This is a genomic window from Kitasatospora sp. NPDC038210, assembly GCF_055600605.1.
In genome coordinates this window covers 138,841-159,741 of sequence record NZ_JBVJYK010000002.1, presented here as the reverse complement: position 1 = coordinate 159,741, position 20,901 = coordinate 138,841, and the positions used below count along the sequence as shown (strand labels likewise).

General features: G+C 74.7%; 18 protein-coding genes. 7 read left to right on the top strand and 11 right to left on the bottom strand.

The window, feature by feature from the left end; genetic code table 11:
- Nucleotides 1–165 precede the first annotated feature (165 nt).
- The 6 genes from ACZ7KX_RS04260 to ACZ7KX_RS04235 all read left to right on the top strand — a co-directional run bounded on the left by ACZ7KX_RS04260 (nucleotide 166) and on the right by ACZ7KX_RS04235 (nucleotide 6,959).
- A complete protein-coding gene (locus ACZ7KX_RS04260; protein ID WP_470325222.1) occupies nucleotides 166–849 on the top strand; it encodes a FadR/GntR family transcriptional regulator in 684 nt (227 codons plus the stop codon).
- Nucleotides 850–1,106: 257 nt separating this feature from the next.
- Nucleotides 1,107–4,130, top strand: coding sequence for a sensor histidine kinase (locus ACZ7KX_RS04255; RefSeq protein ID WP_470325221.1), 3,024 nt, complete (start codon nucleotides 1,107–1,109; stop codon nucleotides 4,128–4,130).
- Nucleotides 4,130–4,594 carry a roadblock/LC7 domain-containing protein gene (locus tag ACZ7KX_RS04250; protein ID WP_470325220.1) on the top strand — a complete coding sequence of 155 codons (465 nt, stop codon included), beginning with the start codon at nucleotides 4,130–4,132 and terminating at the stop codon, nucleotides 4,592–4,594. Before ACZ7KX_RS04255 ends, ACZ7KX_RS04250 begins: the two co-directional genes overlap by 1 nt.
- A 122-nt stretch (nucleotides 4,595–4,716) precedes the next feature.
- Nucleotides 4,717–5,082, top strand: a complete 366-nt coding sequence (locus ACZ7KX_RS04245; protein ID WP_350519283.1) for a DUF742 domain-containing protein — start codon at nucleotides 4,717–4,719, stop codon at nucleotides 5,080–5,082.
- 2 nt (nucleotides 5,083–5,084) lie between these two features.
- Nucleotides 5,085–5,690, top strand: a complete 606-nt coding sequence (locus tag ACZ7KX_RS04240) for a GTP-binding protein (RefSeq protein ID WP_350519144.1) — start codon at nucleotides 5,085–5,087, stop codon at nucleotides 5,688–5,690.
- A gap of 135 nt (nucleotides 5,691–5,825) precedes the next feature.
- Nucleotides 5,826–6,959, top strand: coding sequence for an FAD-dependent monooxygenase (locus ACZ7KX_RS04235; protein WP_470325219.1), 1,134 nt, complete (start codon nucleotides 5,826–5,828; stop codon nucleotides 6,957–6,959).
- 1 nt (nucleotide 6,960) lies between these two features.
- Here the strand turns inward: ACZ7KX_RS04235 and ACZ7KX_RS04230 are convergent, their stop codons facing one another.
- The 3 genes from ACZ7KX_RS04230 to ACZ7KX_RS04220 all read right to left on the bottom strand — a co-directional run bounded on the left by ACZ7KX_RS04230 (nucleotide 6,961) and on the right by ACZ7KX_RS04220 (nucleotide 8,800).
- Nucleotides 6,961–7,758 (bottom strand): hypothetical protein, encoded by a 798-nt coding sequence (locus ACZ7KX_RS04230; RefSeq protein ID WP_470325218.1) that lies wholly within the window; start codon nucleotides 7,756–7,758, stop codon nucleotides 6,961–6,963.
- Nucleotides 7,755–8,153, bottom strand: a complete 399-nt coding sequence (locus ACZ7KX_RS04225) for a hypothetical protein (RefSeq protein ID WP_470325217.1) — start codon at nucleotides 8,151–8,153, stop codon at nucleotides 7,755–7,757. Before ACZ7KX_RS04225 ends, ACZ7KX_RS04230 begins: the two co-directional genes overlap by 4 nt.
- A 239-nt stretch (nucleotides 8,154–8,392) precedes the next feature.
- Nucleotides 8,393–8,800, bottom strand: coding sequence for a VOC family protein (locus ACZ7KX_RS04220; RefSeq protein ID WP_470325216.1), 408 nt, complete (start codon nucleotides 8,798–8,800; stop codon nucleotides 8,393–8,395).
- 235 nt (nucleotides 8,801–9,035) lie between these two features.
- Here ACZ7KX_RS04220 and ACZ7KX_RS04215 point away from each other — a divergent pair, with 235 nt between their 5' ends.
- On the top strand, nucleotides 9,036–9,503 hold the full coding sequence (locus ACZ7KX_RS04215; RefSeq protein WP_470325215.1) for a nuclear transport factor 2 family protein: 468 nt from the start codon (nucleotides 9,036–9,038) through the stop codon (nucleotides 9,501–9,503).
- 7 nt (nucleotides 9,504–9,510) lie between these two features.
- Here the strand turns inward: ACZ7KX_RS04215 and ACZ7KX_RS04210 are convergent, their stop codons facing one another.
- The 8 genes from ACZ7KX_RS04210 to ACZ7KX_RS04175 all read right to left on the bottom strand — a co-directional run bounded on the left by ACZ7KX_RS04210 (nucleotide 9,511) and on the right by ACZ7KX_RS04175 (nucleotide 20,736).
- Nucleotides 9,511–10,284, bottom strand: a complete 774-nt coding sequence (locus tag ACZ7KX_RS04210; RefSeq protein WP_470325214.1) for a serine hydrolase — start codon at nucleotides 10,282–10,284, stop codon at nucleotides 9,511–9,513.
- Between the two features lie 461 nt (nucleotides 10,285–10,745).
- The gene (locus tag ACZ7KX_RS04205) at nucleotides 10,746–11,513 is read right to left on the bottom strand and encodes an HAD hydrolase family protein (RefSeq protein ID WP_470325213.1); all 768 of its coding nucleotides are present in this window, start codon (nucleotides 11,511–11,513) and stop codon (nucleotides 10,746–10,748) included.
- A gap of 71 nt (nucleotides 11,514–11,584) precedes the next feature.
- Nucleotides 11,585–12,277, bottom strand: coding sequence for a DUF1707 SHOCT-like domain-containing protein (locus tag ACZ7KX_RS04200; protein ID WP_470325212.1), 693 nt, complete (start codon nucleotides 12,275–12,277; stop codon nucleotides 11,585–11,587).
- Between the two features lie 136 nt (nucleotides 12,278–12,413).
- A complete protein-coding gene (locus ACZ7KX_RS04195; protein ID WP_470325211.1) occupies nucleotides 12,414–12,836 on the bottom strand; it encodes a hypothetical protein in 423 nt (140 codons plus the stop codon).
- Nucleotides 12,837–12,962: 126 nt separating this feature from the next.
- Entirely contained in the window at nucleotides 12,963–14,402 is a 1,440-nt protein-coding gene (locus tag ACZ7KX_RS04190) for a hypothetical protein (protein ID WP_470325210.1), read from the bottom strand.
- A gap of 212 nt (nucleotides 14,403–14,614) precedes the next feature.
- A complete protein-coding gene (locus ACZ7KX_RS04185; protein ID WP_470325209.1) occupies nucleotides 14,615–16,171 on the bottom strand; it encodes a hypothetical protein in 1,557 nt (518 codons plus the stop codon).
- Between the two features lie 78 nt (nucleotides 16,172–16,249).
- Nucleotides 16,250–17,218 carry a leucyl/phenylalanyl-tRNA--protein transferase gene (locus ACZ7KX_RS04180; protein WP_470325208.1) on the bottom strand — a complete coding sequence of 323 codons (969 nt, stop codon included), beginning with the start codon at nucleotides 17,216–17,218 and terminating at the stop codon, nucleotides 16,250–16,252.
- The gene (locus ACZ7KX_RS04175; RefSeq protein ID WP_470325207.1) at nucleotides 17,215–20,736 is read right to left on the bottom strand and encodes an amino acid adenylation domain-containing protein; all 3,522 of its coding nucleotides are present in this window, start codon (nucleotides 20,734–20,736) and stop codon (nucleotides 17,215–17,217) included. Before ACZ7KX_RS04175 ends, ACZ7KX_RS04180 begins: the two co-directional genes overlap by 4 nt.
- Between the last annotated feature and the right edge of the window lie 165 nt (nucleotides 20,737–20,901).

Below are 20,901 nucleotides of genomic sequence, written 5' to 3'. Positions count from 1 at the left end.
CGCGTACCGGTGACCGGCAGGTCGGCGCCCCGCAGCGGGGTGCCGGTCCGGTCACGCCCCGCTGCGGCCACCAAGAAGAAGGCCCCCCAGGGGCGGGATCCGCGGCTGCATGCCGGGTAGGGTAACCATGACAGAAGTCCTCAGACAACCTGACAGGTGAGCCCGATGACCCCGCTCCGCCCCTCCCCCCTCGCCGAACAGGCCGCCGCGCGGATCGAGGAGCAGATCCGGACCGGCCGGTGGCCGGTCGGCGGGAAGCTGCCGGGCGAGGTGGCGCTGGCCAAGGAGCTGGGCGTCGGCCGTTCGACGGTGCGGGAGGCGCTGCGCACGCTCGCCGCGGCCGCGATGGTGCAGAGCCGCCAGGGCTCCGGGGTGTTCGTCACCGCCGACCGCCCCGCCGGGGACTGGTCCGCCCGGCTGCACCGTGCCGAGCTGGCGCACGTCTACGAGGTGCGGACGATGGTCGAGGTGCAGGCCGCCCGCCTCGCGGCCACCCGCCGCACGGAGGCGGACCTCGCCGCCCTCGACGCCGCCCTGGCGGCCCGCCGGGCGGCGGGTGCGGCCGACGACACCGCCTTCGTGGACGCCGACATCGCCCTGCACACGGCCGTCGTGGCGGCTGCCCACAACCCCGTCCTGGATGACCTCTTCACCCAGTTCGCCCCCGTCCTGCGGGAGCAACTGGTGTCCCTGGTGGGCTTGTTCGACGTCCGGGCCGACGATCCGAACCAGGGCTACGACGCGCACGCGGCCCTCGTCCGCGCCGTCCGCGACGGCTCGCCGGAGGCCGCCGGGCGGGTCCTGGCGGCCGAGTTGGAGGCCACCCGCTCCCGTCTCCTGGCGGACTGAGCGCCGCACCCGGGCCGCGATGAGCCCCCCGTGGCAGGCCTCCGGGGTGGCGTCACACAGTTTTCACACGGCGGCCATCCGCCGGCCGCGCGGCTCGTTGACACTGTGTCAAGCAAGCCCGGAACAGCCTGCTCCGCATACAGACAGTCAACGGCCGGATGACATTGTGCCGACGGCGTGTGCAAGCACCGCTCAGGCAGCGAACGGGCTTTCACTCCAATCACACGGTATGACTAATATCGCTTCATCAAAAGCCCGTGCCCGGACGGCCCGCCCCTCACCGGCCGGCCGCCAGCCCCAAGGAGTCTGCTCTGCGCGCGCGTGCGAATCGGCGGCCCCCGACGCCGAAGGGCCCCCGCAGGCGTCCACGCCTGTCCCTGCGGGCGGCGCTGCTCGTCCTGGCCGTCGTCCCCAGCCTCGCCCTCGTCCTCCTCTGGGCGGTCACCAGCGGCGAGACCGTCTTCGACTTCCAACGGCTGGCCGACCAGGGCCTCCTGGCCAAGAAGGCCGGACAGCCGTCGAACATCGTCTACTACAACCTCCAGGAGGAGCGCCGGCTCAGCGCCGAGGCGCTCGCCCGCCCCGGCGCCGGCACCGACCAGCTGCGCCGCCAGCGGCAGGCGACCGACGACGCCGTACGCCAGTTCCAGGTCCTGTCCGGCGAGACCGCCGACAGCGCCCCCGAGGAGGTGCGCACCGCCGTCGCCGAGGCCCGCCAGGCCATGGGCAAACTGGCCGAGCAGCGCGCCGCCGTGGACCGCGGCGCCATCGACCAGCAGACCGTCTACGCCTACTACACCGACCTGATCGCGGTGGACCTCCGGCTGTTCACCGCACTCAGCCACGTCGACACCGGCGAGGTCACCTGGATCTCCAAGACCCTCGTCAACGCCTTCTGGGCGAAGGAGATGCTCGCCCGCGAGGACGCCATCCTGGCCCGCGGCTGGCCCGCCGGCCGCCTCAGCACCGCCGACTACCAGGCGGTCCAGCAGGCCATCGGCGCGCAGGACCACCTGCTCACCGTCCAGGTCGTCCCGTACGTCCCGGACGCCGAGGCACCCGCCTGGCACGACCTGATGAACAGCCCCGCCTGGCAGGCCAAGGCCGCCGTCGAGCAGCAGCTCACCAGGCCCACCGCCGCCGACTCCAACGGCACCGTCAAGCTGCCGGCCGCCCAGGACCAGTGGCGCCAGGCCGTCGACCAGCTCAACCCGCCGCTGGTCAAGGCGATCGAGACCCGCACCAGCGGCGTCGTCGACGTCGGCAAGGGAGCGATCCTGGGCCTGCTGACCCGGGTCGTGCTCACCACCGTCATCGGCCTGATCACGGTCGTCGCGGTGATCATCGCCTCCTGGCGGATCAGCCGCTCGCTGCGCCGCCGCATCGAGGAACTGCACAGCCAGGCCGAGGAGATGCAGCGCACCCTGCCCGAGGTGGTCGAACGCCTCGGCCGCGGCGAACAGGTGGACGTCGAGGCCGAGACCCGCACCATCAGCGCCGGCCCGCACGGCAACGGCACCGACGAGCTGGCCCGCCTCGGCCAGGCGCTCAACCTGGCCCGCTCCTCCGCCCTGCAGGCCGCCGTGGGCCAGGCCGAGCAGCACCGCGGCTTCGAGCGGCTGCTCCAGCGCATCGCCCGCCGCACCCAGCTGCTGATCGGCCGCCAGCTGCGCAAGCTGGACGAGCTGGAGCGCAAGCACGAGGACCCGGAGGTCCTGGAAGGCCTGTTCGACCTCGACCACCTGACCGCCCGTCTGCGCCGCTACGAGGAGAACCTCGTGATCATGGCCGGCGGGCAGCCGCAGCGGCGCTGGCGCAAGCCCGTCCCGCTGCTGGACGTGCTGCGCGCCGCGCAGGGCGAGGTGCAGGACTACCGCCGGATCGTGCTCGACGTCGAGGGCCACCCGTGGCTGTCCGAGCGGGCCGTCGGCCCGGTCGCCCACGTGCTCGCCGAGCTGATGGAGAACGCCACCACCTTCTCCAAGCCGCCCACGCCGGTCGAGGTCCGGGCCGCGATGGTCGGCCGCGGGCTCGCGATCGAGATCGAGGACCGCGGCCTCGGCATGGACCCGGAGCAGTACGACGCGGCCAACGAGCTGATGAGCCGCCCGCCGCGCACCGACGTGCTGGCCCGGGCCGACGACATCCGCCTCGGCTTCCACGTGGTGGCCCGGCTCGCCGCGCTGCACGGACTGAGGATCGAGTTCCGCCCGTCGGCCTTCGGCGGCACCCGGGTGGTCGTGCTCGTCCCGGACGAGCTGGTCATCGAGGGCGACACCGGGCTGCCGGACGGCGCCGTGGGCACGCCCGCCGAGCCGATCCCGCTGGTCCGGCGCTCGCGCCGGGCGGTGCGCTCGGCCTCCGACGAGGCACCCGCCCAGCCCCCGGCCGGGCCGCCGGTCGCGCCGGTGGAGGCTTTCGGGCCGGGCGACTTCGCGCCGCAGGCTGCGCCGGTGCCGCTGCCGGTGCCCGGGCTGGCGCCGGTGGCCCAGGTGCCGCCGACACACGAGGTGCCGGCGGCACAGGGAGCGGAGCCGGCTCAGGGAGTGGAGCCGGTGCAGGACTGGCCGCAGGAGGTACCGCAGGCGCCGGTCCAGGAGCCCCCGTACCTGCCGGCACCGCTCCAGGAGACCCACCCCGCTCTCCCGCTGGACCGGCCGCACGCCCCCGTGCAGCACCCCGCCCAGCCGACCGGGCGGCACCCCCGCCGGGCCGAGCAGCCGATCGAGCACAGCTCCCCGGCCGAGCCGACCACCGCCCACGAGACCCCGGTCTACCCGGACATCGCCTACGCCCTGGTCACCGAGGCCGAGGCCCCGTACGCCGACGAGCAGTACCGCCCGGCCGACCACTACCGGCTGGCCGAGCGCCGCGGCACCCGCGAGTACCCCACCTCGGTGCCGTACAGCCCCGCCGAGGGCGGGCAGCCCCCGCTGCCGCAGCGCGTCCGGCAGGCCAGTCTGGCCGCCGAGCTGCGGGTGCCGCCGGCCCACCCGCAGTGGGTCGAGCGCCAGGCCGAGGGCGCCGCACCGCCGCCCGCGGGCCCGTTCCAGCGCTCCGACCGCCCGGTGCGGCGATCGGGTGCGGCGATCGGCGCCTTCCAGCGCCAGTCCCGTGCCGCCCGGGCGCAGGACAGCGGCGAGCACCGGCTGCCCGCCGTCCACGTCCCGTCGGCTCCCCCCGCCCCCGCCGGCCCCCCGGCTCCCGCGCCCGCGCCCGGCCCCTCCCCCTGGGCCGTGCCCGCCGCGGACCCCCGAACCACACGAACGGATGACCAGTGATGAACCGCACGATCGCCACCCACCAGGACCTGGACTGGCTGCTGGACGGACTCGTCGACTCCGTACCCGGGACCAGGAACGCCGTCCTGCTCTCCGACGACGGCCTCGTGGTCAGTCACTCCCGCACCATCGAGCGGGCCGACGCCGAGCGCCTGGCCGCCGTCGCCACCGGCCAGCAGAGCCTGGCCCGCGGCGTCGGGGTGCTCTTCGACGGCGGACCGGTGCACCAGGTGATCGTCGAGCTCGCCGAGTGCTGGCTGTTCGTCATCGCCGCCGCCCAGGGCACCCACCTGGCCGTGGTCGCCTCCCAGGAGGTGGACGCCGAGGTGATGTCCGTCGCGATGCACACCCTGGTGCAGCAGGTCGGCCAGAAGCTCACCACCCCGGCCCGCACCGACAGCCCGTCCGGCGCCCCCGCCGCGCCCGCCGGGTTCGACGTCTTCGCCACCCGGAACCGGGGCTGACGCGGGTGGGCCCGGACCGGAACGACGCCTGGGGGGACGGCCTCGACGACGGTCGGCGGCGCGACGCGCTGCCGCACTGGAGCGAGCTGGAGGACGAGGACGCGGAGGACGGGACGGGCACCATGGTGCGCCCGTACACCATCACCCGCGGCCGGACCGCGCCCGAACGGGACGACCTCACCCTGATCACCGTGCTCACCACGGTCGGGGAGGAGGCCGCCGCGGCCCCGGCGCGGGGCAGCCGCACCGGTGCCCGCGGCCTCCAGCCCGAGCACCGCATGATCCTCGAACGCTGCCGGCGCCCGGCAGCCGTCGCCGAGGTGGCGGCCGGCCTGGACCTCCCGGTCTCGGTCACCAAGATCCTGCTGGGCGACCTGGTCGCCCAGGGCCTGCTGAAGGCCCGGGCGCCGCTCTCGGTGGCCCGCGCCGCCGGGGGCGTGGACCTCGGCCTGCTCACGGCCGTACGCGAAGGACTCCGGAGACTCTGAACATGGCAACACCCCGCTCCGCCACCGGCGGGCCCACCACCGCCGCCACCGCCCCGGCCGCCGTCAAGATCCTCATCGCGGGCGGCTTCGGCGTCGGCAAGACCACCCTGGTCGGCTCGGTCAGCGAGGTCACCCCGCTGCGCACCGAGGAGTACCTGACCCGGGCCAGCATCGGCGTCGACGACCTGTCCGGCGTCGACCAGAAGGACACCACCACCGTCGCCCTGGACTTCGGCCGGATCACCGTCAGCCCCGAGCTGGTCCTCTACCTGTTCGGCACGCCCGGCCAGGAACGGTTCTGGTTCATGTGGAACGACCTGGTCAACGGGGCGCTCGGCGGGATCGTCATCGCCGACACCCGCCGACTGGACACCAGCTTCGCCTCCATCGACTTCTTCGAGAGCCGGGGCATCCCGTTCGTGGTCGCGATCAACTGCTTCCACAACACCAACACCCGCACCCCCGACGAGATCCGGGCCGCGCTCGACCTCGACCCGCAGGTCCCGATGCTGCTCGGCGACGTCCGCGAGCGCGCCTTCGGCCGGGACCTGCTGCTCGCCCTGGTCGACCACCTGATGGAACTCGCCGCCGCCTCCCCCGCCGGCTGATCCCGCCTCCCGCCCCGACCCGCTCCGACACGACCCGACCTGGCCCGGCCCGACCCCACCCGGACGTCCCCACCCGGCCCACTTCCCAGCCTCACCCGTCCCCCGGTTGAACCGCACTTCTCTGGGAGCACCACCATGACCACACCCCTGCGCGTCCTCGTCCACGGCGGCGGCATCGGCGGCCTGACACTCGCCACCGCCCTCGCCCGGCGCGGCCACCACGTCGACGTCGCCGAGCTGCGCGAGCAGCCGGAGGCGCTCGGCGTCGGCATCATCCAGCCCTCCAACGCGCTGCACGTGATGCGTGAGATCGGCGTCCTGGACGAATGCCTGGCCGTCGGCTTCGCCTGGGAGGTGCTGACCATCTGCGACCCGGCCGGCACCACCCTCGCCACGATCCCGCAGCCCCGGATGGGCGACGCCCCCTCCAACAACGGCATCCCGCGCCCCGCGCTCGCCCGCGTCCTCGCCGACGCGGCCGCCGGGGCCGGCGCCACCGTCCGCTTCGGCACCAGCATCGCCTCGATCGCGGACGACGGCGACGGCGTCGACGTCGCCCTCACCGACGGCCACAGCGACCGCTACGACCTGGTCGTCGGCTTCGACGGCATCGGCTCCCCGCTGCGCCGGCACCTGTACGGCGACGCGTACGCTCCCGAGTACACCGGCTTCGCCAACTGGCGCGTCACGCTGCCGCGTTCGCCCGAGGTGCAGGGCGTGGTGATGTCCTCCGGCAACCTCAGCGCGAAGGCGCTGCTCACCCCGATCAGCGCGGAACTGATGTACCTGGGCTCGGTGTTCGCCGAGGCCGAGGACTTCCGCCCGGACCCGGAGCACGCCCACGAGCAGTTGCGCGAGCGCCTGGCGGGCTTCGGCGGCCCGATCGCCGAAGCCCTCGCGCAGGTCACCGACCCGGCCGCGGTGGTCCACTCGCGGATCTCCCAGGTCACCGTCGAGGAGCCCTGGCACGTCGGCCGGATCGTGCTGGCGGGCGACGCCGCCCACGCCTCCACCCCGCACCTGGCCCAGGGCGCCGCGATGGCCGTCGAGGACGCCCTGGTGCTCGCCCAGAGCCTGGACGCGGCGGACGACGTCCCGTCCGCGCTCACCGCGTGGGAGGCCAGGCGCCGCCCGCGCGCCATGTGGGTGCAGGCCCTGTCCCGGGCGATCCTCAAGCAGGAGACCGGCAGCCCGACCACGGCCGAGGAGGACGAGCTGCTGAAGGTCGGCATCCCGGGCGCGGCGCACGTCCTCGTCCAGCCGTACTGAGTCAGTCGGGGGAGCCCGGCACCATGGCCGGCTCCCCCGACGGCTCGGCCACCACGACGAACACGCCCGAGCCCGGCGGGTCCTCCTCCGACGCCCGGCGCATCCGCTCGGCCCACCCCGGCGGCCACCGGGTGTCGGTGTCCCACCGGACGCCTTCCAGCCGGACGTGGTCCAGCGTCCCCATCGCCCGCAGGTCCGCCCCGAGGAAATCGTCGGCCACCGACGCCAGGAGGGCGGCCCCCCGGGCGAACTCCCGCACCGTTGCCCGCGCCCGGTCCGCCACCGGCTCGAACCACAGGTCGTTGACGACGCCCCAGGGAACGCCGCGGCGCCGGAGGATCTCCTGCGCGTCGAGCGTGAAGCGCTCCAGCAGGGCGGCGCCCTCCCCCGCGGGAAGGTCCGGATCGAGGATCCGTCGCAGCAGGGCGCGGGCGTGCAGACCGAAGTCCACGACCCGCTCGTCCCCTCCCGCGACCGCCGGACCGATCAGCAACGTCGCCTCGGCCACCAGCGGCCGGACCGACGCCAGGACGTCGCAGAGCAGTCCGCGGCGCGCCAGGCGCTGCGCCGGTGTCCGCAGGATCCACCGGTCCGCGAGGTCCGCCAGCGTCGGCGCCTGCGGACGCTCCTTCCTCGGCCGGGCCTGCGGCGGCGCCGAAGCCAGCGGGCCCAACGGCAGGTTGAACAGCGAGGCCCGCAGTCGCCGGCCCAGCGAGTAGCCCTGCCACCGCCGTTCGGGCACGCCGACGCCCCGGCCGGCCAGCGCGGCCAGACAGCGCGTCGCCAGCGAGCCGATCACGGGGTCCTCCGCTCCGCGGCCTTCTGCGGTTCCTGACCGTCGGCCCCGGTGGCGGGCCGCTCCGGCTCCTCGCTCTCCGTGAGCCCGTGCCCGAAGAGCAACGGCAGCCGTTGCAGGAACTCCATCCCCGCGTAGCCGGTCGCCACGATCGGCAGGACCCCGTTCACCTGACCGTGCACCAGCAGACCGGCCCCGGCCCCGATCAGCCCGCGCAGCGCGGCGGCCAAGGGATCCGCCACCGGATCGAAGTACCGCTTGAACGGCGGGAGTCTGCGGCCCGCCGCCCGTGCCGCGTGCCGCTTGCGCTGCCAGGTCAGTACACGTTGGAAGCCGATGCACAACTCCGCGATCAGCCCGCCGGCCGCTCCCCAGCCGGCCGCCGACACCAGGTCCACTCGCCGCCCCTCCACGCATCGTGGTCGCCGGCCCATGAGTCTCGCAGATCGTCCACGGATTCGACGGAGGGTTTACCGGCTACCGGTTGCCGGTCCACCGTTACCGGTTTGCCGGCTACCGGTCTACCAGTAACCGGCGAACCGGACCCGCGGGCTTTCCGGTGGCGTCGGGACCGGACCCGCGATGACCCGGAACGACGGAGTGGGAAGTCGGGCCGGCCGACTTCCCACTCCGTTCGTCAGCCGTCGCCGCGGCCCGCCCGGCCGCGTTCGCGCAGCGAGATGCGGTTGCCGTCCGGGTCCACGGCCTCGATGCGCAGGCCGAACCCGTACTCCTCCGGCTCGTCCGCGTCGAAGACCACACCGCGCGCGCGGAAGACCTCGAAGTCCGCCCGCAGATCGTCCGATTCGAGGATGACCGGACCGGGCGCGCCACTCGGACCCACCTCCACCGGCCGGCCCGCTGCCGCGGCGAGCGCCCACAGGACGATCTCCACCGGGCTGCCGGGGGCGCCGACGGTGAGGAACCGTCCGCCCGGGTTCGGGAAGTCGATGCGCTTCTCCAGGCCCAGTTGCTCCGTGTAGAACCTCAGCGCGCGGTCCTGGTCGGTGACGTAGAGCGTGACGTACATGACGGTGGTCAGCATCGCGCCGTCCTTCCGTGTGTCGGTGTGTGTTGCTTCACCGACGGATCCCGGGCGGGAAGTGTGACGGGCGGAGCGGTTCTCCCACCGGTCGTCGACAGTCGGATGACCGATGCGGCCGGCCCCCCGTGCACGGGAAGGTGGTCCCACTCGCCGACACCACCCGCTCCGGCCACCCACTCGTACCATCCGCCCGATGCCACCCGCTCGTGCCACCCGTCCCGCCCGAGGAGGACCGATGTCCGCACCCACCGACCCGCACACCGATCCGGCGGCGAGCCACCGCGCCGTCGAGAACCTGATCGCCCGCTACGCCGAACTGGTCGACGACGGCGACTTCGCAGGCCTGGGCACCCTCCTCGCCGACGCCGCCTTCACCGGAAGCGGCGCACCGGTGCGCGGGAGCGAGGCGATCGAGCGGATGTTCCGGGACACCCTGATCGTCCACGCCGACGGCACCCCGCGCACCCAGCACGTCACCACCAACACCGCCGTCGGGATCGACGAACCGGCGGGCACGGCGGTCGCGCGTTCGTACGTCACCGTGCTGCAGGCCCTGCCCGACTTCCCCCTGCAGACCATCGCCGCCGGCCGCTACCACGACCGGTTCGAACGCCGGGACGGCCGGTGGCGGTTCACGGAGCGCCGGGTCCGCATCACCCTGATCGGCGACATGAGCCGCCACCTGCGCCGGGCCACGGCATGACCGTTCGTCATGCCCCGTGCGGGGATGAGCGGATCTCATGGCGTCGCCGCCACACCGCTGCCGAGATCCGTGCCAGCAGGCGGGCAGCCGGGTCCGCCCGATCGGCACCGTTGGCGAGCGGGCCGGTGTAGCAGACGGCGAGCAGGTAGGGCGGGCAGTCGTAGGGGTGGACGAGGCCGACGCAGTGGCGGGCCCCGGGGATCCAGCCGTTCTTGAAGGCGATCCGGGTGCTCGGGGGGAGGCCGGCCGCGAGGTCCACCCGGAAGTCGTTGTCTTCGAGGAGGGCGAGGAGTTCGGGCTCGCCGGCGAGGGAGTGCAACAGCCGAACGAGGTCACGGGCGCTGACCAGGTTGTTGACGCCTGCGGCCCGCGCCGCGTGGTCCTCGATTCCGCGCAGGGTGGAGCTGCGGGTGGCTCCGGCCCGGCGCCACACCTCGGCGATGGACTGCGGGGTGGTGCGGGCCAGGCAGAGGTTGGTCGCGAGGTTGGAGGAATGGGTGATCATCCGCTCGGCGAGCAGGCTGAGCGGAACGTGCGCGCCCAGCAACTCCCAGGGAAGCGGGTCGCTGTCGTACTCCGGGTCGTTGCGGAACTCCCCGCCGACAGCGGACGTGAAACGGTTCACCACCGGAACCTCGGCACCGAGGTTCACCCCACCGCGACAGAGCGCTGCGAGCACGGCGACCTTCATCGTGCTCGCCGCGTCGTGCAGGACGTCCGGGTTGCGCACGAACACCGGCTCTGCCTCGCCCGCCCAGGGGGCCACCACCACAGACAGCATGGAGGAAGGGTAGGGGAGATTCCCCCGGACCTCCGCCGCCCTTCCGACATGAGCCGGGCTCATGGGAGGGCCGACATGAGCCGCGCTCATGAGACCCGACATGAACCGGCCTCATGGGCAGGAGGACATGAGCCGGGCTCATCGGCCGACTGACATGTGACGAACTCGTACGCGGGCCGACATCGACGGAGCCGGCCCGGGGGTCGGGTCAGCTGCCCGGGGTCGGGTCAGCGGCCCGGGTCCTCGAACTGCCGGATCTTGTCACCCGCCGAGAAGACCGGCCGGCGGCGGAGTCGAGGGCCGTGAGGTCGGTGGCGGATCCCGGCCGCACCGAGCAGGCGAAGAACCTCCGCCCGCCGGGCGCGGCCGTGAGGACGACTTGCTGCGGTGCGCCCGTGCTGTTGTGGGCGTGCACCGCGGGAAGAAGCTGCGGGAGTGCACCCTGCGGCCCCCGGCGGGCCTCAGTGCACGTGTGCGGCTGTCGCCAGGCGGGAGATCTCGGCGGCGACGGCCTCCGGATCGGGCGCGACGGTGACCCTGGCGACGCCGTCCAGGCCGGGGTGGGCGCCCACCCGCACCGAGTGGCGTGCGTGGCGCAGCAGGTCGAGGTCGTTGATGTCGTTGCCGAAGGCGTTGTACGCGTCGACCCCCAGCGAGGCCAGCGCCTCCCACTTCGTCGTGGTACCGGGAGCGAAGTCGATGATCGCCTCGTCGAGGTGGTGGTTGACGGTCATGCCGAGGGCGCGGCCCGCTTCGGCCAGGGCCGGCAGGTCGGTCGCGCCGACCACGAGGAACTTCACCACGGCCGGGAGGTCGGCGAGTTCGACCTTGCGGGCGAGGTTGCCCTGGTCGACGCGGCTGCGGATCGGGTGGTCGGCCGGCCCGGTGTAGGCGTAGTCCCAGGGTCCGTCGGCGAGGTACTCCGCCCGGTACCGCTCGACCTCCGCCAGCAGGTCCGCGAGTTCGCCGCCGAACGCCGTCCGCGCCCGCGCCCGGCCGTCCACCGAGACCAGGCTGCCGTTCCCGCCGATCAGCACGGCGGAGGGGAAGGCCCCGTCGAGGACGGGCAGGAGGTCCCGGACCGGCCGGGCGGAGGCGAAGACCAGCTGGTGGCCGGCCCGCTCGCAGGCCTCGATGGCGGCGATGATCCGGCCGTCGATGGACCGGCCGTCGAAGCAGAGCGTGCCGTCGATGTCGAAGACCGTGGTACGAGCGCTGGAAGTGATCATCGGGTGATGATATCCAGCCTGCGCCGTACACGATGGATGAGGCGAACTCATGGCCTCCGGCTCGCCATCGGCTACTTGGCGTGCGAGGCGTCCACCCGCAGGTTCCCGCCGTACGTCGACCCCGTCACGGTGATCACGTGCGTCACCGCCACCCCCGGCGGCGCGTGCCGGGAGGCGTGGTCGCGGACCCGGCCGCCGAACGTCGTGATGCCGCTCAGGTCCACCGCGACGCCCGGGGGCAGCAGCAGCCGCACGTTCCCGCCGTGCAGGTCGATGCGGATCGCACTGTGTCCGCCCCCGGGCAGCCGCGCCAGGGTGTAGTCCAGCCGCGCCGAACCCCCGTACACCTCCAGCTCGATGGTGCGCGGCACCGCCCATGCGCCCTCCCGGCGCAACCGGTGACCGGTCACCTGCCACCGCTCCGCGTCCCCGCCCGCCGCGGTCGGCACGGACGCCGGCATCCCCGCCGGCGCCACGGGAAGCGAAGCGTGGTCCTGCGCGGCGTGGAGCCGGGCGGGCGCCGCCGTCGGCACCGTCGGCGGGACGAGCGGCGCGACCGGCAGGTCCTCCGTCAGCGGCGCCAGGTCCGCGAAGGTGCGCGCGGTGAGCGCGCGCTCCAGCCGCTCCTCCAGCTCCGCGGCGTCCAACCGGCCGTCCGCCGCCGCGTCCCGCAGGATCTCCACCATCCGGTCCCGCTCCGCGTGCGAGACCCGCAGCAGACTCGGATCCCGCTCGACTCGGCCGCCCGGCTCCTCGATGCTCATGGTCACGTACCCTACGACCCGCCCGGCCCGTCCCACACCCCCAACAGGGAGCGAACTGTCCTACTGCATCTGACACTTGACTGATCGCCCGGAGCCGGGCCGCACCCACGCCGGCCCGACACCGGCGCGGACGGGCTCAGAACGTCAGCGGTCCGTACGTTCCGTCCCGGAAGGTGATGCCGTTCGGCTCGGTGTCGAACTCCTCGCGGACGTGGCCGCCGTGGCCGGGTTCCCGGACGTGCGGCGCGATCAGGTCCAGGAGCGTGGCGAGGTCGCCCATCATGTCGTCGAGCCAGAGGTTGCGGCTGAACAGGCCCCAGGCTTCCTGCGGACCGTCGGCCGTGAAGCCCCGGCCCTGGAGCCGCAGGGCGGCGAAGTCCCCTCCGGGCAGGCGGCTTTCCGGATCCGGGTCGAGCATCCGGTACTCGTGCTCCTCCGGGTCGAGCCCGGCCGGGCGCTCGTCGGCGAGGCCGAGGTGCCACCGCAGGGCGTCCAGGACCTCACCGGGGGTGTCGTCCCGCAGGAAGCAGCCGAGGACGACCTCGTAGTGGTAGCTCATGCCGCCGATTCTGCCCGCCCGGTCCGACCGGTCCGACAGACACGACAGACCCGACCGGCACGGCGGGCCGCCGGACGGCGCGCGACAGCAGACGGCCGGGCCCGGAGCGGGGCCCGCGCGCAGGACCTACGTGCCGCGCCGGAAGGCGTCCACCAGGTAGGTGCCGTCGGACTGCCGCTGCAGGATCAGCTGTCCGACGAACAGACCCGGGCCGCTCCGCGACCACCCGTCGTCGGCCCGGTAGGTGACCTCCACCGCCGTGCGCACGGTCGCGCTCGGCCCCGGCTTCTGCCCGGTGAGGTGCCTGTCCGCCACCACCAGGGCCGCCGAGGCGGAGGAGACCGCCGACCAGCCTCGGCGGGCGGTCACCTCGGGCGGCCAGTCCGGGTTGTCGGGCTTCGGCCCGCCGGCCGCCTCCGCCTGTGCCTCCTGCGCCGCCCTCGGCGTCATGTACGGCCGCAGTCGGGGCAGGACGGCGCCCGGCCCGGTGTCACCGCGCCGCACGTCGAAGCTGTTGGCGGTGACGATCCAGGCGAGGGCGACGGACTCCGGGTCCTGCGGGACCACGGCCAGCGGGGGTGCGGGCGCGCTCGGGCGTCCGGCCGGAGCGGCCCACGGGGGCGGCGAACCCGGCGACGGCGCCGATCCCTTCGGCGCCGCGGGCACCGAGGTGCCCGGAACCGGCGCACCGTCGCTGGAGCACGGGTTGCAGCGGAAGGGCGGGGGGACGTGCACGCCGTACTCGGTGACCCAGACCGTGGCGTCGCCGCGCAGGTCGGAGGGGAGGTCGGTGCGGATTCCGGTGACCCGGAACGGCCGGCCGCCGTCCTTGAGGGTCCAGGTCCGGGGCTTGCCGTCCACCGAGCCCTCGACGGTGAGGACGTACTCGTAGCTCTTGCTCGCCGCGAGGACGCCGAGTTCCACCTCCTCGGGCTTCCGGTCCTCCAGGTACAGGTACTTGTCCCTGAAGAACGGCGCGTACGAGGTCTCGCCCGTGGCCGTGCCGATCAGGGCGACCCGGTCGGCGGAGTCCAGGTCGATGCCCAGCTCCAGTGCGGCACCCAACCCCTGCGGGGGGCAGTAGGCGATGGTTCCGGCCGGCGGGTCCTGCGGCGCGCCCACGACGGAGGCCTTCAGGGACCGGATGACGACGGTGTGTCCGCGGCCGCCGGTCGCCTCGACCACCAGGTGCGAGGTGCCCACGTCGAGGCCGCCCTGCGTGTGCAGCCAGGCCCAGGTGGCCGGGCAGCCGGAGACCGAGGCCGGCACGGCGGTCGGACCGAACGACCGGGGCAGCATCATCGCCGCCGTCTCCGTCCGGGCCGAGTCGTAGCGGGCGGTGAGGGTCGGCTCGGCGCCGTCGTCCCGGCCCAGTACCAGGTACGTGGTGACGGCGGCGATCAGCGCCATCACCGTCGCCAGGACCACCAGCGGCCCCTGCCCGGAGCCGAACAGCATCCACACCTTCCCGGCCTGGACGACGGGACCGTGGAACGTCCCGTTGTCGATCGCGTTCTCGACCCGGTGCCGCTCGCCCCGTTCGCCCCGTTCGCCCCGCTCGCCCATCCCCACCCCGTCAGACCGTTGCGGCCATCAGGATGCAGGTGGACGGTGGCGATGGGAAGAGCCCCGCGCGACTACGCCCGGTGGGTCGGAGGGCCGTCGGCCGGTCGGCCGTCGGTCCGGCCGCAGGCGGGCGCGCACCGCGGCGGCCGACACGGAGCGAAATGGCCCCCCGGCCGGGACCGGCCAGGGGGCACGGACAACATGGCGCTGCGTCAGCTCGCGCTGGGCTTCGGCGCCGGCAGGGTCGCCGAGCCGCCGATCAGCGGCCATTCGCGGTGGAACGGCGGCAGCGGCAGCTTGCCCTCGATGATCGGGGTGCCGAAGACCTTCAGGTGCGCGGTGAGCGCCCCGTTCAGGTCGACGCCGCCGACCAGCGACCAACTTCCCTGCACCTGCGGCGGGTTGCCGGAGGAGTCGGCGACCAGCGAGCCCTCGGCCTGAGCCTTCAGATAGGGGGCGACGGTGGTCTCCACGCCGACGGTGTCGTACAGGCCGACGCTGATCTCGGCGCCGAGCGCGGCCCGCACACCGGCCTTGCCGTTGAGCCGCACGTGCACCGGGGTGACCTTGGTGTCGGCGTTGGTGACCGGGGTCCAGCCCTTGCCGCCGGTGTAGTCCGCGCGCACGGCCCAGGTGCCGGCGGCGTCCTGCTCGGCCTCCAGGTGGACCTGGCCGTCGGCGCTGACCTCCAGGTAGCAGGTCAGGCCGAGGTTGACGACCACCGGCAGGCCGGCGACGGTCAGGACGGGGCTGGCCTGCAGCTTGGCGAAGGGCACCCGGATGGGCGCCGCGCCGGTGTTGCGGGCGACGTCGCCGGTGACCTTCCACTCGGCGTGGGCGCCCAGGTCGAAGCCGATCGACGCGGTGCGCGGGCTGCCCGCGGCGGCGCCGTGGTACGCGAAGTGGACGGCCGGGTGGAGCTGGAGCGAGCCGGAGGCGTCCAGGCTGGCGCCCTCGGGCAGCGGCACGGGGGCCTTGACGTTCACCTCCAGGGTGCCGGAGGCGTCGGCCTTCACACCGTTCAGGTCGGCGCCGACGGTCGCCTTGAGGTCCTTGACCAGCGGGGTGACCGTGATGCCGTGCGGGTCGACGGGCACGTTGCCGTCGGCCTCGGTGCCACCCAGCAGTTCGGCGATGGTGGCCGGACGGGTGGTCAGGTTGACGGTGTTGCCCGCACCGGGGTGAACGGCGGTGACGGCGACCAGCGCGCCCTGCGGCGCGGCGGCGGTGGGCGGGCTGGCGATCAGCTGGCCGGGCTGGACCGCGGCGGCCGCGGCCGAGGCGGCAGCGCCGGGCGCGGCGCTCGGGGAGGCCGGGGCCGCCGTGGCACCCGGGGCGGTCGGGGCCGTCGTAGCGGTCGGGGCCGGACCGCCGGCCGCCGTCAGGACGGCCGTGCCGCCCGCCGGGTCGTACGCGGTCAGCTGCAGGCTCTTCGTCGCCGCGGTGACGGCGGCGCCGTCCTTGCCGGGGCTGCCGATCGCGGCCTGCTTGTCCCCGGCCGGGGCGGCGGTGACGGGCACCGACGCACCAGCGGTCGGACGGCCTGCGGCGGGCGAGGCCGCCTTGGCACGCGGGGTGCCGGCGGCTGCGGCCGCCGCGGCCGGGCTGCCCCCGGCGGCGGGCGTACCGGCGTCGGCGGCGGTGGCGGCCGCGGGGGCGGCGCCGGTCTGGGAGGGGCCGGGGCTGGTCGGCCCGCACGCGGCGGCCCCGGCGAGGATGAGGGTGAGGACGGCGGGGCCCGCGGCCCTGCCTATCGAACTCTTGAACACGCGGCGCCATGTTACTGACGAGGAATAACTTTGTCGAAGACAGGCCAAACCCCCGGCCGACGCCGGTTTGACCGCAGGTCACCCGAGCCGCGACACCGGGAGCGGCTCGGTCGGCAACAACCCCGCCGGTCGCCGGCCCGCTCCGACCCGGCCGGCCTCCCCGACCCCGGAAACCGCCCCGGCCCCGCCGGCCGCGCCGATCGCGTCGCCCGCCGCGTGCGCCCCCGTCGCGCCGGCCAGCTCCGCGAGGTAGCGCGAGCGCGCCATCGGCTGCGCCCCCAGGCTGCGCACGTGCGGACCGTCCCACTGCACGTCGAGCAGCCGCCCGCCGACCGCGCCGAACCGGGCGCCGAGGTCGGCGACGGAGACCCTGGCGGCGTCCGGGCGGCGGTGGAACATCGAGTCGAGGCTCAGCACCGCACCGACCGCGACCCCGAACACCCCGCCGATCAACTCCTCCCCCTCCCACACCTCCCCGCTGTGGGCCGCCCCGAGCGCGTGCAGGCGCGTCAGCGCTGCCATCAACTCCTCCGTGAGCCAGGCCGGTTGACGCCGTTCGGCGCAGTTCTCCAGCACCCGGCCGAAGGCCCGGTCCGCGCTCGTCCACCACGCCGACCGGTTGCGCAGCCGCCGGGCCAGCCGGCTCCCGATCCGTACGCCGTCGGCGGCGATCACCGGCCGGGGGTCGGGCGACCACCACGCCAGCGCGTACGGGTCCTCCCCGCCCGGCAGCAGCGGCACCTGCCCGGCCTCGACGGCGTCGCCGTACACCGCCTCGTTGTACGCGCTCGCGTACACGTCCGCTGCCGGCAGCGGGAACAGCCCGCGCCGGTACGCCGCCAGCAGCTCCCCCGGCCCGAGGGTGCCGCCGAACGCCACCGGGCCGTCGCCGGGGGCGAGTTCGGCGCCGAGGGCGTCGAAGGCCGAGGCCCGGTCGAGGACAGCGGCCGGGTCGAGAGCGGAGGCCGGGTCGAGGGCGGGGGCTGAACCGAGGGCGGAAGCCGGAAGGGGGGCGTCGCCGCCGGCCGGCTCGTGGACGCCGCTCACCGCGCCGCCCCCAGGAACCCCTCCCGTTCCAGCTCGGTCAGGTAGTGGTCGATCAACACCTCGTCCACGGACGGCAGTTCGATCCCGCTTCCGGTCAGCGCGGCGTCCGTGTTCGCCCGGTCGAAGAGCGGGAACGTCGGCCGGAAGTACATCTCGCTGATCGACAGCTCCGATCCCGGCGCGCGGTCCACGAACAGCGGGACGAACGGCGCGATCGGGTGCGTCGGCCTCCCGGCCGCGAACCGGACCAGCCCCTGCACCCAGTCCCCGTACGACAGCCGGTTGATCCGGTGGCCGCGCGCCCGCAGCCGGTCCGCCAGGTCGGCGAGGATGCCCGGCTGCGGGGAGGTGAGGTGGTAGACCTCGCCGTCGGCGGGTGCGTGGGCGGCGATGTGGGCGACGGCGAGGCTGAAGCGGTCGGCCGGCACGAAGTCGAGCAGCAGCCGCACGTCCGGGCACGTGCCGCTGTCCGCCAGGTACTTGATCAGCGCACACAGCTCGGTGCCGGTGTTCATCACGCCGTTCGCGAGGTCCCCGGTGACGTCGTTGGTGCGCAGCACGGTGACCGGCAGCCCGGCCGCGGCCGCGTTGTGCAGCAGTTGTTCGGCCACCCACTTGCTCTCGACGTAGCCGACGCCGATCCGTTCGGGGTAGGCGAGCGGGGTCCGTTCGGTGACCTTGTCGACGCCCGCGGCGCCGAAGCCGGCGAGCACGGCGAGGGTGGAGAGGTAGTGCACGGGTATGCCCCGGCTGTGCCCGGCGAGCCGGACGACCTCCCGGGTGCCGCCGACGTTGGCGTCGCGCAGCTGGTGGTACGGGTAGAGGAAGTTGACCTGCCCGCCGAGGTGGTGGATCGAGTCCAGGTTGCCCGCCATCCACTCGAACTGACGGTCCGTCAGGCCGATCCGGGGTTCGGTGAGGTCGCCCACCAGCGGCACCACCCGGCTGTCGGCGAGGTCGTGCCGCAGGAAGCGCTGCTGGGTGGCTCGTAGCCGCTCCAGTGCGTGCTCCTCGTCGGGTGCCCGGACCAGGCAGTGGATCCGGGCCCGGGTGGTGGCGAGCAGCGCGTGCAGCATGTGCGCGCCGCAGAAGCCGGTGGCGCCGGTGAGCAGGATCTCGGCGGGTTCCGCCCGGGAGGGCGCGGGGCTCCAGGACTGCCCGACGGGGTCGGTGAGCCGGGCCTCCTCGAACCAGTCGACCGCGGTTTCGCCGCGGACCGCGTACGCGCCGGGGCCGGTTTCGGTGCGGGCCCCGGCGGCCGTGCCGGGCCCGGCGCCCGCACGCGCCTCCTGCAGCGCCTTCGCGAAGGCCCGTAGCACGGGCTCGCGCAGCAGCGCCCGGGTGAGCGCCCGCACCCGGCCGACGTCGATGCCGAACATGATCCGGGCGCGCGCCAGCATCTCCATGGCCAGCAGCGAGGTGCCGCCGAGCGCGAAGAAGTCGCCGTCCGGGCCGACGGTCTCGACGCCGAGCAGTTCCGCCCACAGGTGCCCGACCGCCTCCTCGACCGCTCCGCCACCGGCCGGTCCGCCGGCCGCGGCCGCTCCGGCACTCCCGCCCGACTCCCCGCTCCCGCCCGACTCCTCGTTCCCGGTCTGCTCCCCGTCACCGGCGGATCCCCCGCTCGTGTTCGCGCCCCCGCCCGCCGCCCGCGACGCCGTCCGCACCGGGGCGTGCGGCAGCCGGCGCCGGTCGATCTTCCCGGCGGGGGTGAGCGGCATCGCCTCCAGCGGCACGAACTCGGCCGGCACCAGGTACTCCGGCAGCCGTTCGGCCAGGAACGCCCGGATCCCCTCGGCGCCGTCGTCCGCCCCGGCCGCGAGCGTGTAGTACGCGGTGAGCACCCGGCTGCCGTCCGCCGCCGACCCGTCGGCCGCGACCCGGGCCTGCCGGACGTCCGGGTGCGCGGCCAGCACCGCCTCGATCTCCGCCGGGTCGACCCGGTGGCCGCGCACCTTCACCTGGTCGTCGAAGCGGCCGAGGATCTCCAGCTGCCCGTCCGCCCGCCAGCGCCCGGCGTCGCCGGTGCGGTACATCCGCTCGCCGGGCAGCGGCGCGTACGGGTCGGGCAGGAAGGACTCCGCGGTGAGCCCGGCCTGCCGCCAGTAGCCCCGGGCGAGGCCGGGCCCGCCGAGGTGGATCTGCCCCTTCTCGCCGGGCCGGACCGGGCGCAGCTGCGCGTCCAGCACGTGCACCCGCACGCCCGGCAGCGGCCGCCCGATCGGCACCGGGGCGGCGGCCGGGCTCCCGCCCGCTCCGCCGCCGTCCAGCAGCTCCGTCGTGACCTCGCAGAGCGTGGAGGTGACGGCCGCCTCGGTGACCCCGTACGCGTTGAGCAGCTGCACGCCCGGAAGCCGCTCCAGGCCGCTGCGGCAGTCGCCGGTGTGCACGACGTCCCCGCCGACCAGTACCAGGCGCAGCCCGTCGGGACCGGGACCGCCGGGTGGGAGCAGGTCGAGCACGTGGTGCCAGTAGGCGGGGGTGAAGTCGGCGACGGCGAGGCCGAGCCCGGACAGCCGGCCGACCAGTTCGGTGGGCGCCCAGGTGCCGCCGCCCCCGCTCCCGCCGCCCAGGACGACCGTGGCGCCGGCCAGCAGCGTGCCCAGCAGCTGCTCCAGTGCGGTGTCGGAGCCCAGCGCGGCCAGTTGCAGGACGCGTTCGCCGGGCGACAGCCGGTAGGCGTGGACGATCCGGTCGAGGGTGAACACCAGCGCACGGTGGGTGACCGGAACGCCCTTGGGGCGGCCGGTCGTGCCGGAGGTGTAGATCAGGTACGCCAGGTCGTCCGGCCCGGCGCCGTCGTCCAGCCGGTACTCTCCGGGGCCGGCGCCCCCGCCCGGCCGGGACTCCGCTCGCGCGGACCGGTCCTCGGGCTCGCCCCCGCCGGTGCCGCTCCGGTCGTCCACCCGCTCGTCCACCCGCACCACCGCGACCCCGGGAAAGCTGTGACCGTCGGTGACCACCACCCGCGCTCCGGAGTCCTCGACCAGTCCCGCCAGCCGCTGTTCCGGGTGCGCCGGGTCCAGCGGCAGGAAGGCCCCGCCCGCCTTGAGCACGCCCAGCCAGGCGGTCACCAGCTCGCCCCCGCGCTCCAGGCAGACCGGGACGACCTGCTCCGGCCCGGTCCCGTGCGCCCGCAGCCGGGCCGCCAACCGGTCGCTGCGCAGGTCGAGTTCGCGGTAACTCAGCGTGGCGTCCTCGGCGATCACGGCGAGCGCCTGCGGGTCGTGCGCCGCCCGCGTGCGGAACAGTCCGTGCACCGTGTCGGCGAACCCGGCCGAGACCCGGCGGGGGCTCGCGGGGCCGGCGAACCCCAGCCCGGCGGGCCGCCACTCCCGCTCCACCCAGGCCCGGCAGTCGGCCCTCGTGGCCGGTCCGTACACCTGCCGCCACCCGGCCGGAACGGTCAAGTCCGCGGGCCAGAGCGCGTACTGACCGTTGTCGTTGCGGACCACGGCGTGATGTCCGGAGCTCACATCCGCCGGTACGCCCTGTGCGCTGTCTGCTGCGTCATCCACCGGCTTGACCTCGTGCTGTGGCGGCAGAATGCTTGGGAGTGCGACATTTCCGACTATACGCACTCACGGCACATTGAGAACGTCCGGCCGCACACCGACCGGGCGCCGCACACGCGCGCGAGGAAGCGGCCGCCCCGAACACGGTCGCACGCCCGCCCCGGGCAC

Coding starts and splice junctions, on each gene's coding strand:
- ACZ7KX_RS04260 (WP_470325222.1), top strand. CDS start 166: ATGACCCCGCTCCGCCCCTCCCCCCTCGCCGAACAGGCCGCCGCGCGG.
- ACZ7KX_RS04250 (WP_470325220.1), top strand. CDS start 4,130: ATGAACCGCACGATCGCCACCCACCAGGACCTGGACTGGCTGCTGGAC.
- ACZ7KX_RS04245 (WP_350519283.1), top strand. CDS start 4,717: ATGGTGCGCCCGTACACCATCACCCGCGGCCGGACCGCGCCCGAACGG.
- ACZ7KX_RS04240 (WP_350519144.1), top strand. CDS start 5,085: ATGGCAACACCCCGCTCCGCCACCGGCGGGCCCACCACCGCCGCCACC.
- ACZ7KX_RS04235 (WP_470325219.1), top strand. CDS start 5,826: ATGACCACACCCCTGCGCGTCCTCGTCCACGGCGGCGGCATCGGCGGC.
- ACZ7KX_RS04220 (WP_470325216.1), bottom strand. CDS start 8,800: ATGCTGACCACCGTCATGTACGTCACGCTCTACGTCACCGACCAGGAC.
- ACZ7KX_RS04215 (WP_470325215.1), top strand. CDS start 9,036: ATGTCCGCACCCACCGACCCGCACACCGATCCGGCGGCGAGCCACCGC.
- ACZ7KX_RS04210 (WP_470325214.1), bottom strand. CDS start 10,284: ATGCTGTCTGTGGTGGTGGCCCCCTGGGCGGGCGAGGCAGAGCCGGTG.
- ACZ7KX_RS04205 (WP_470325213.1), bottom strand. CDS start 11,513: ATGATCACTTCCAGCGCTCGTACCACGGTCTTCGACATCGACGGCACG.
- ACZ7KX_RS04200 (WP_470325212.1), bottom strand. CDS start 12,277: ATGAGCATCGAGGAGCCGGGCGGCCGAGTCGAGCGGGATCCGAGTCTG.
- ACZ7KX_RS04195 (WP_470325211.1), bottom strand. CDS start 12,836: ATGAGCTACCACTACGAGGTCGTCCTCGGCTGCTTCCTGCGGGACGAC.
- ACZ7KX_RS04190 (WP_470325210.1), bottom strand. CDS start 14,402: ATGGGCGAGCGGGGCGAACGGGGCGAACGGGGCGAGCGGCACCGGGTC.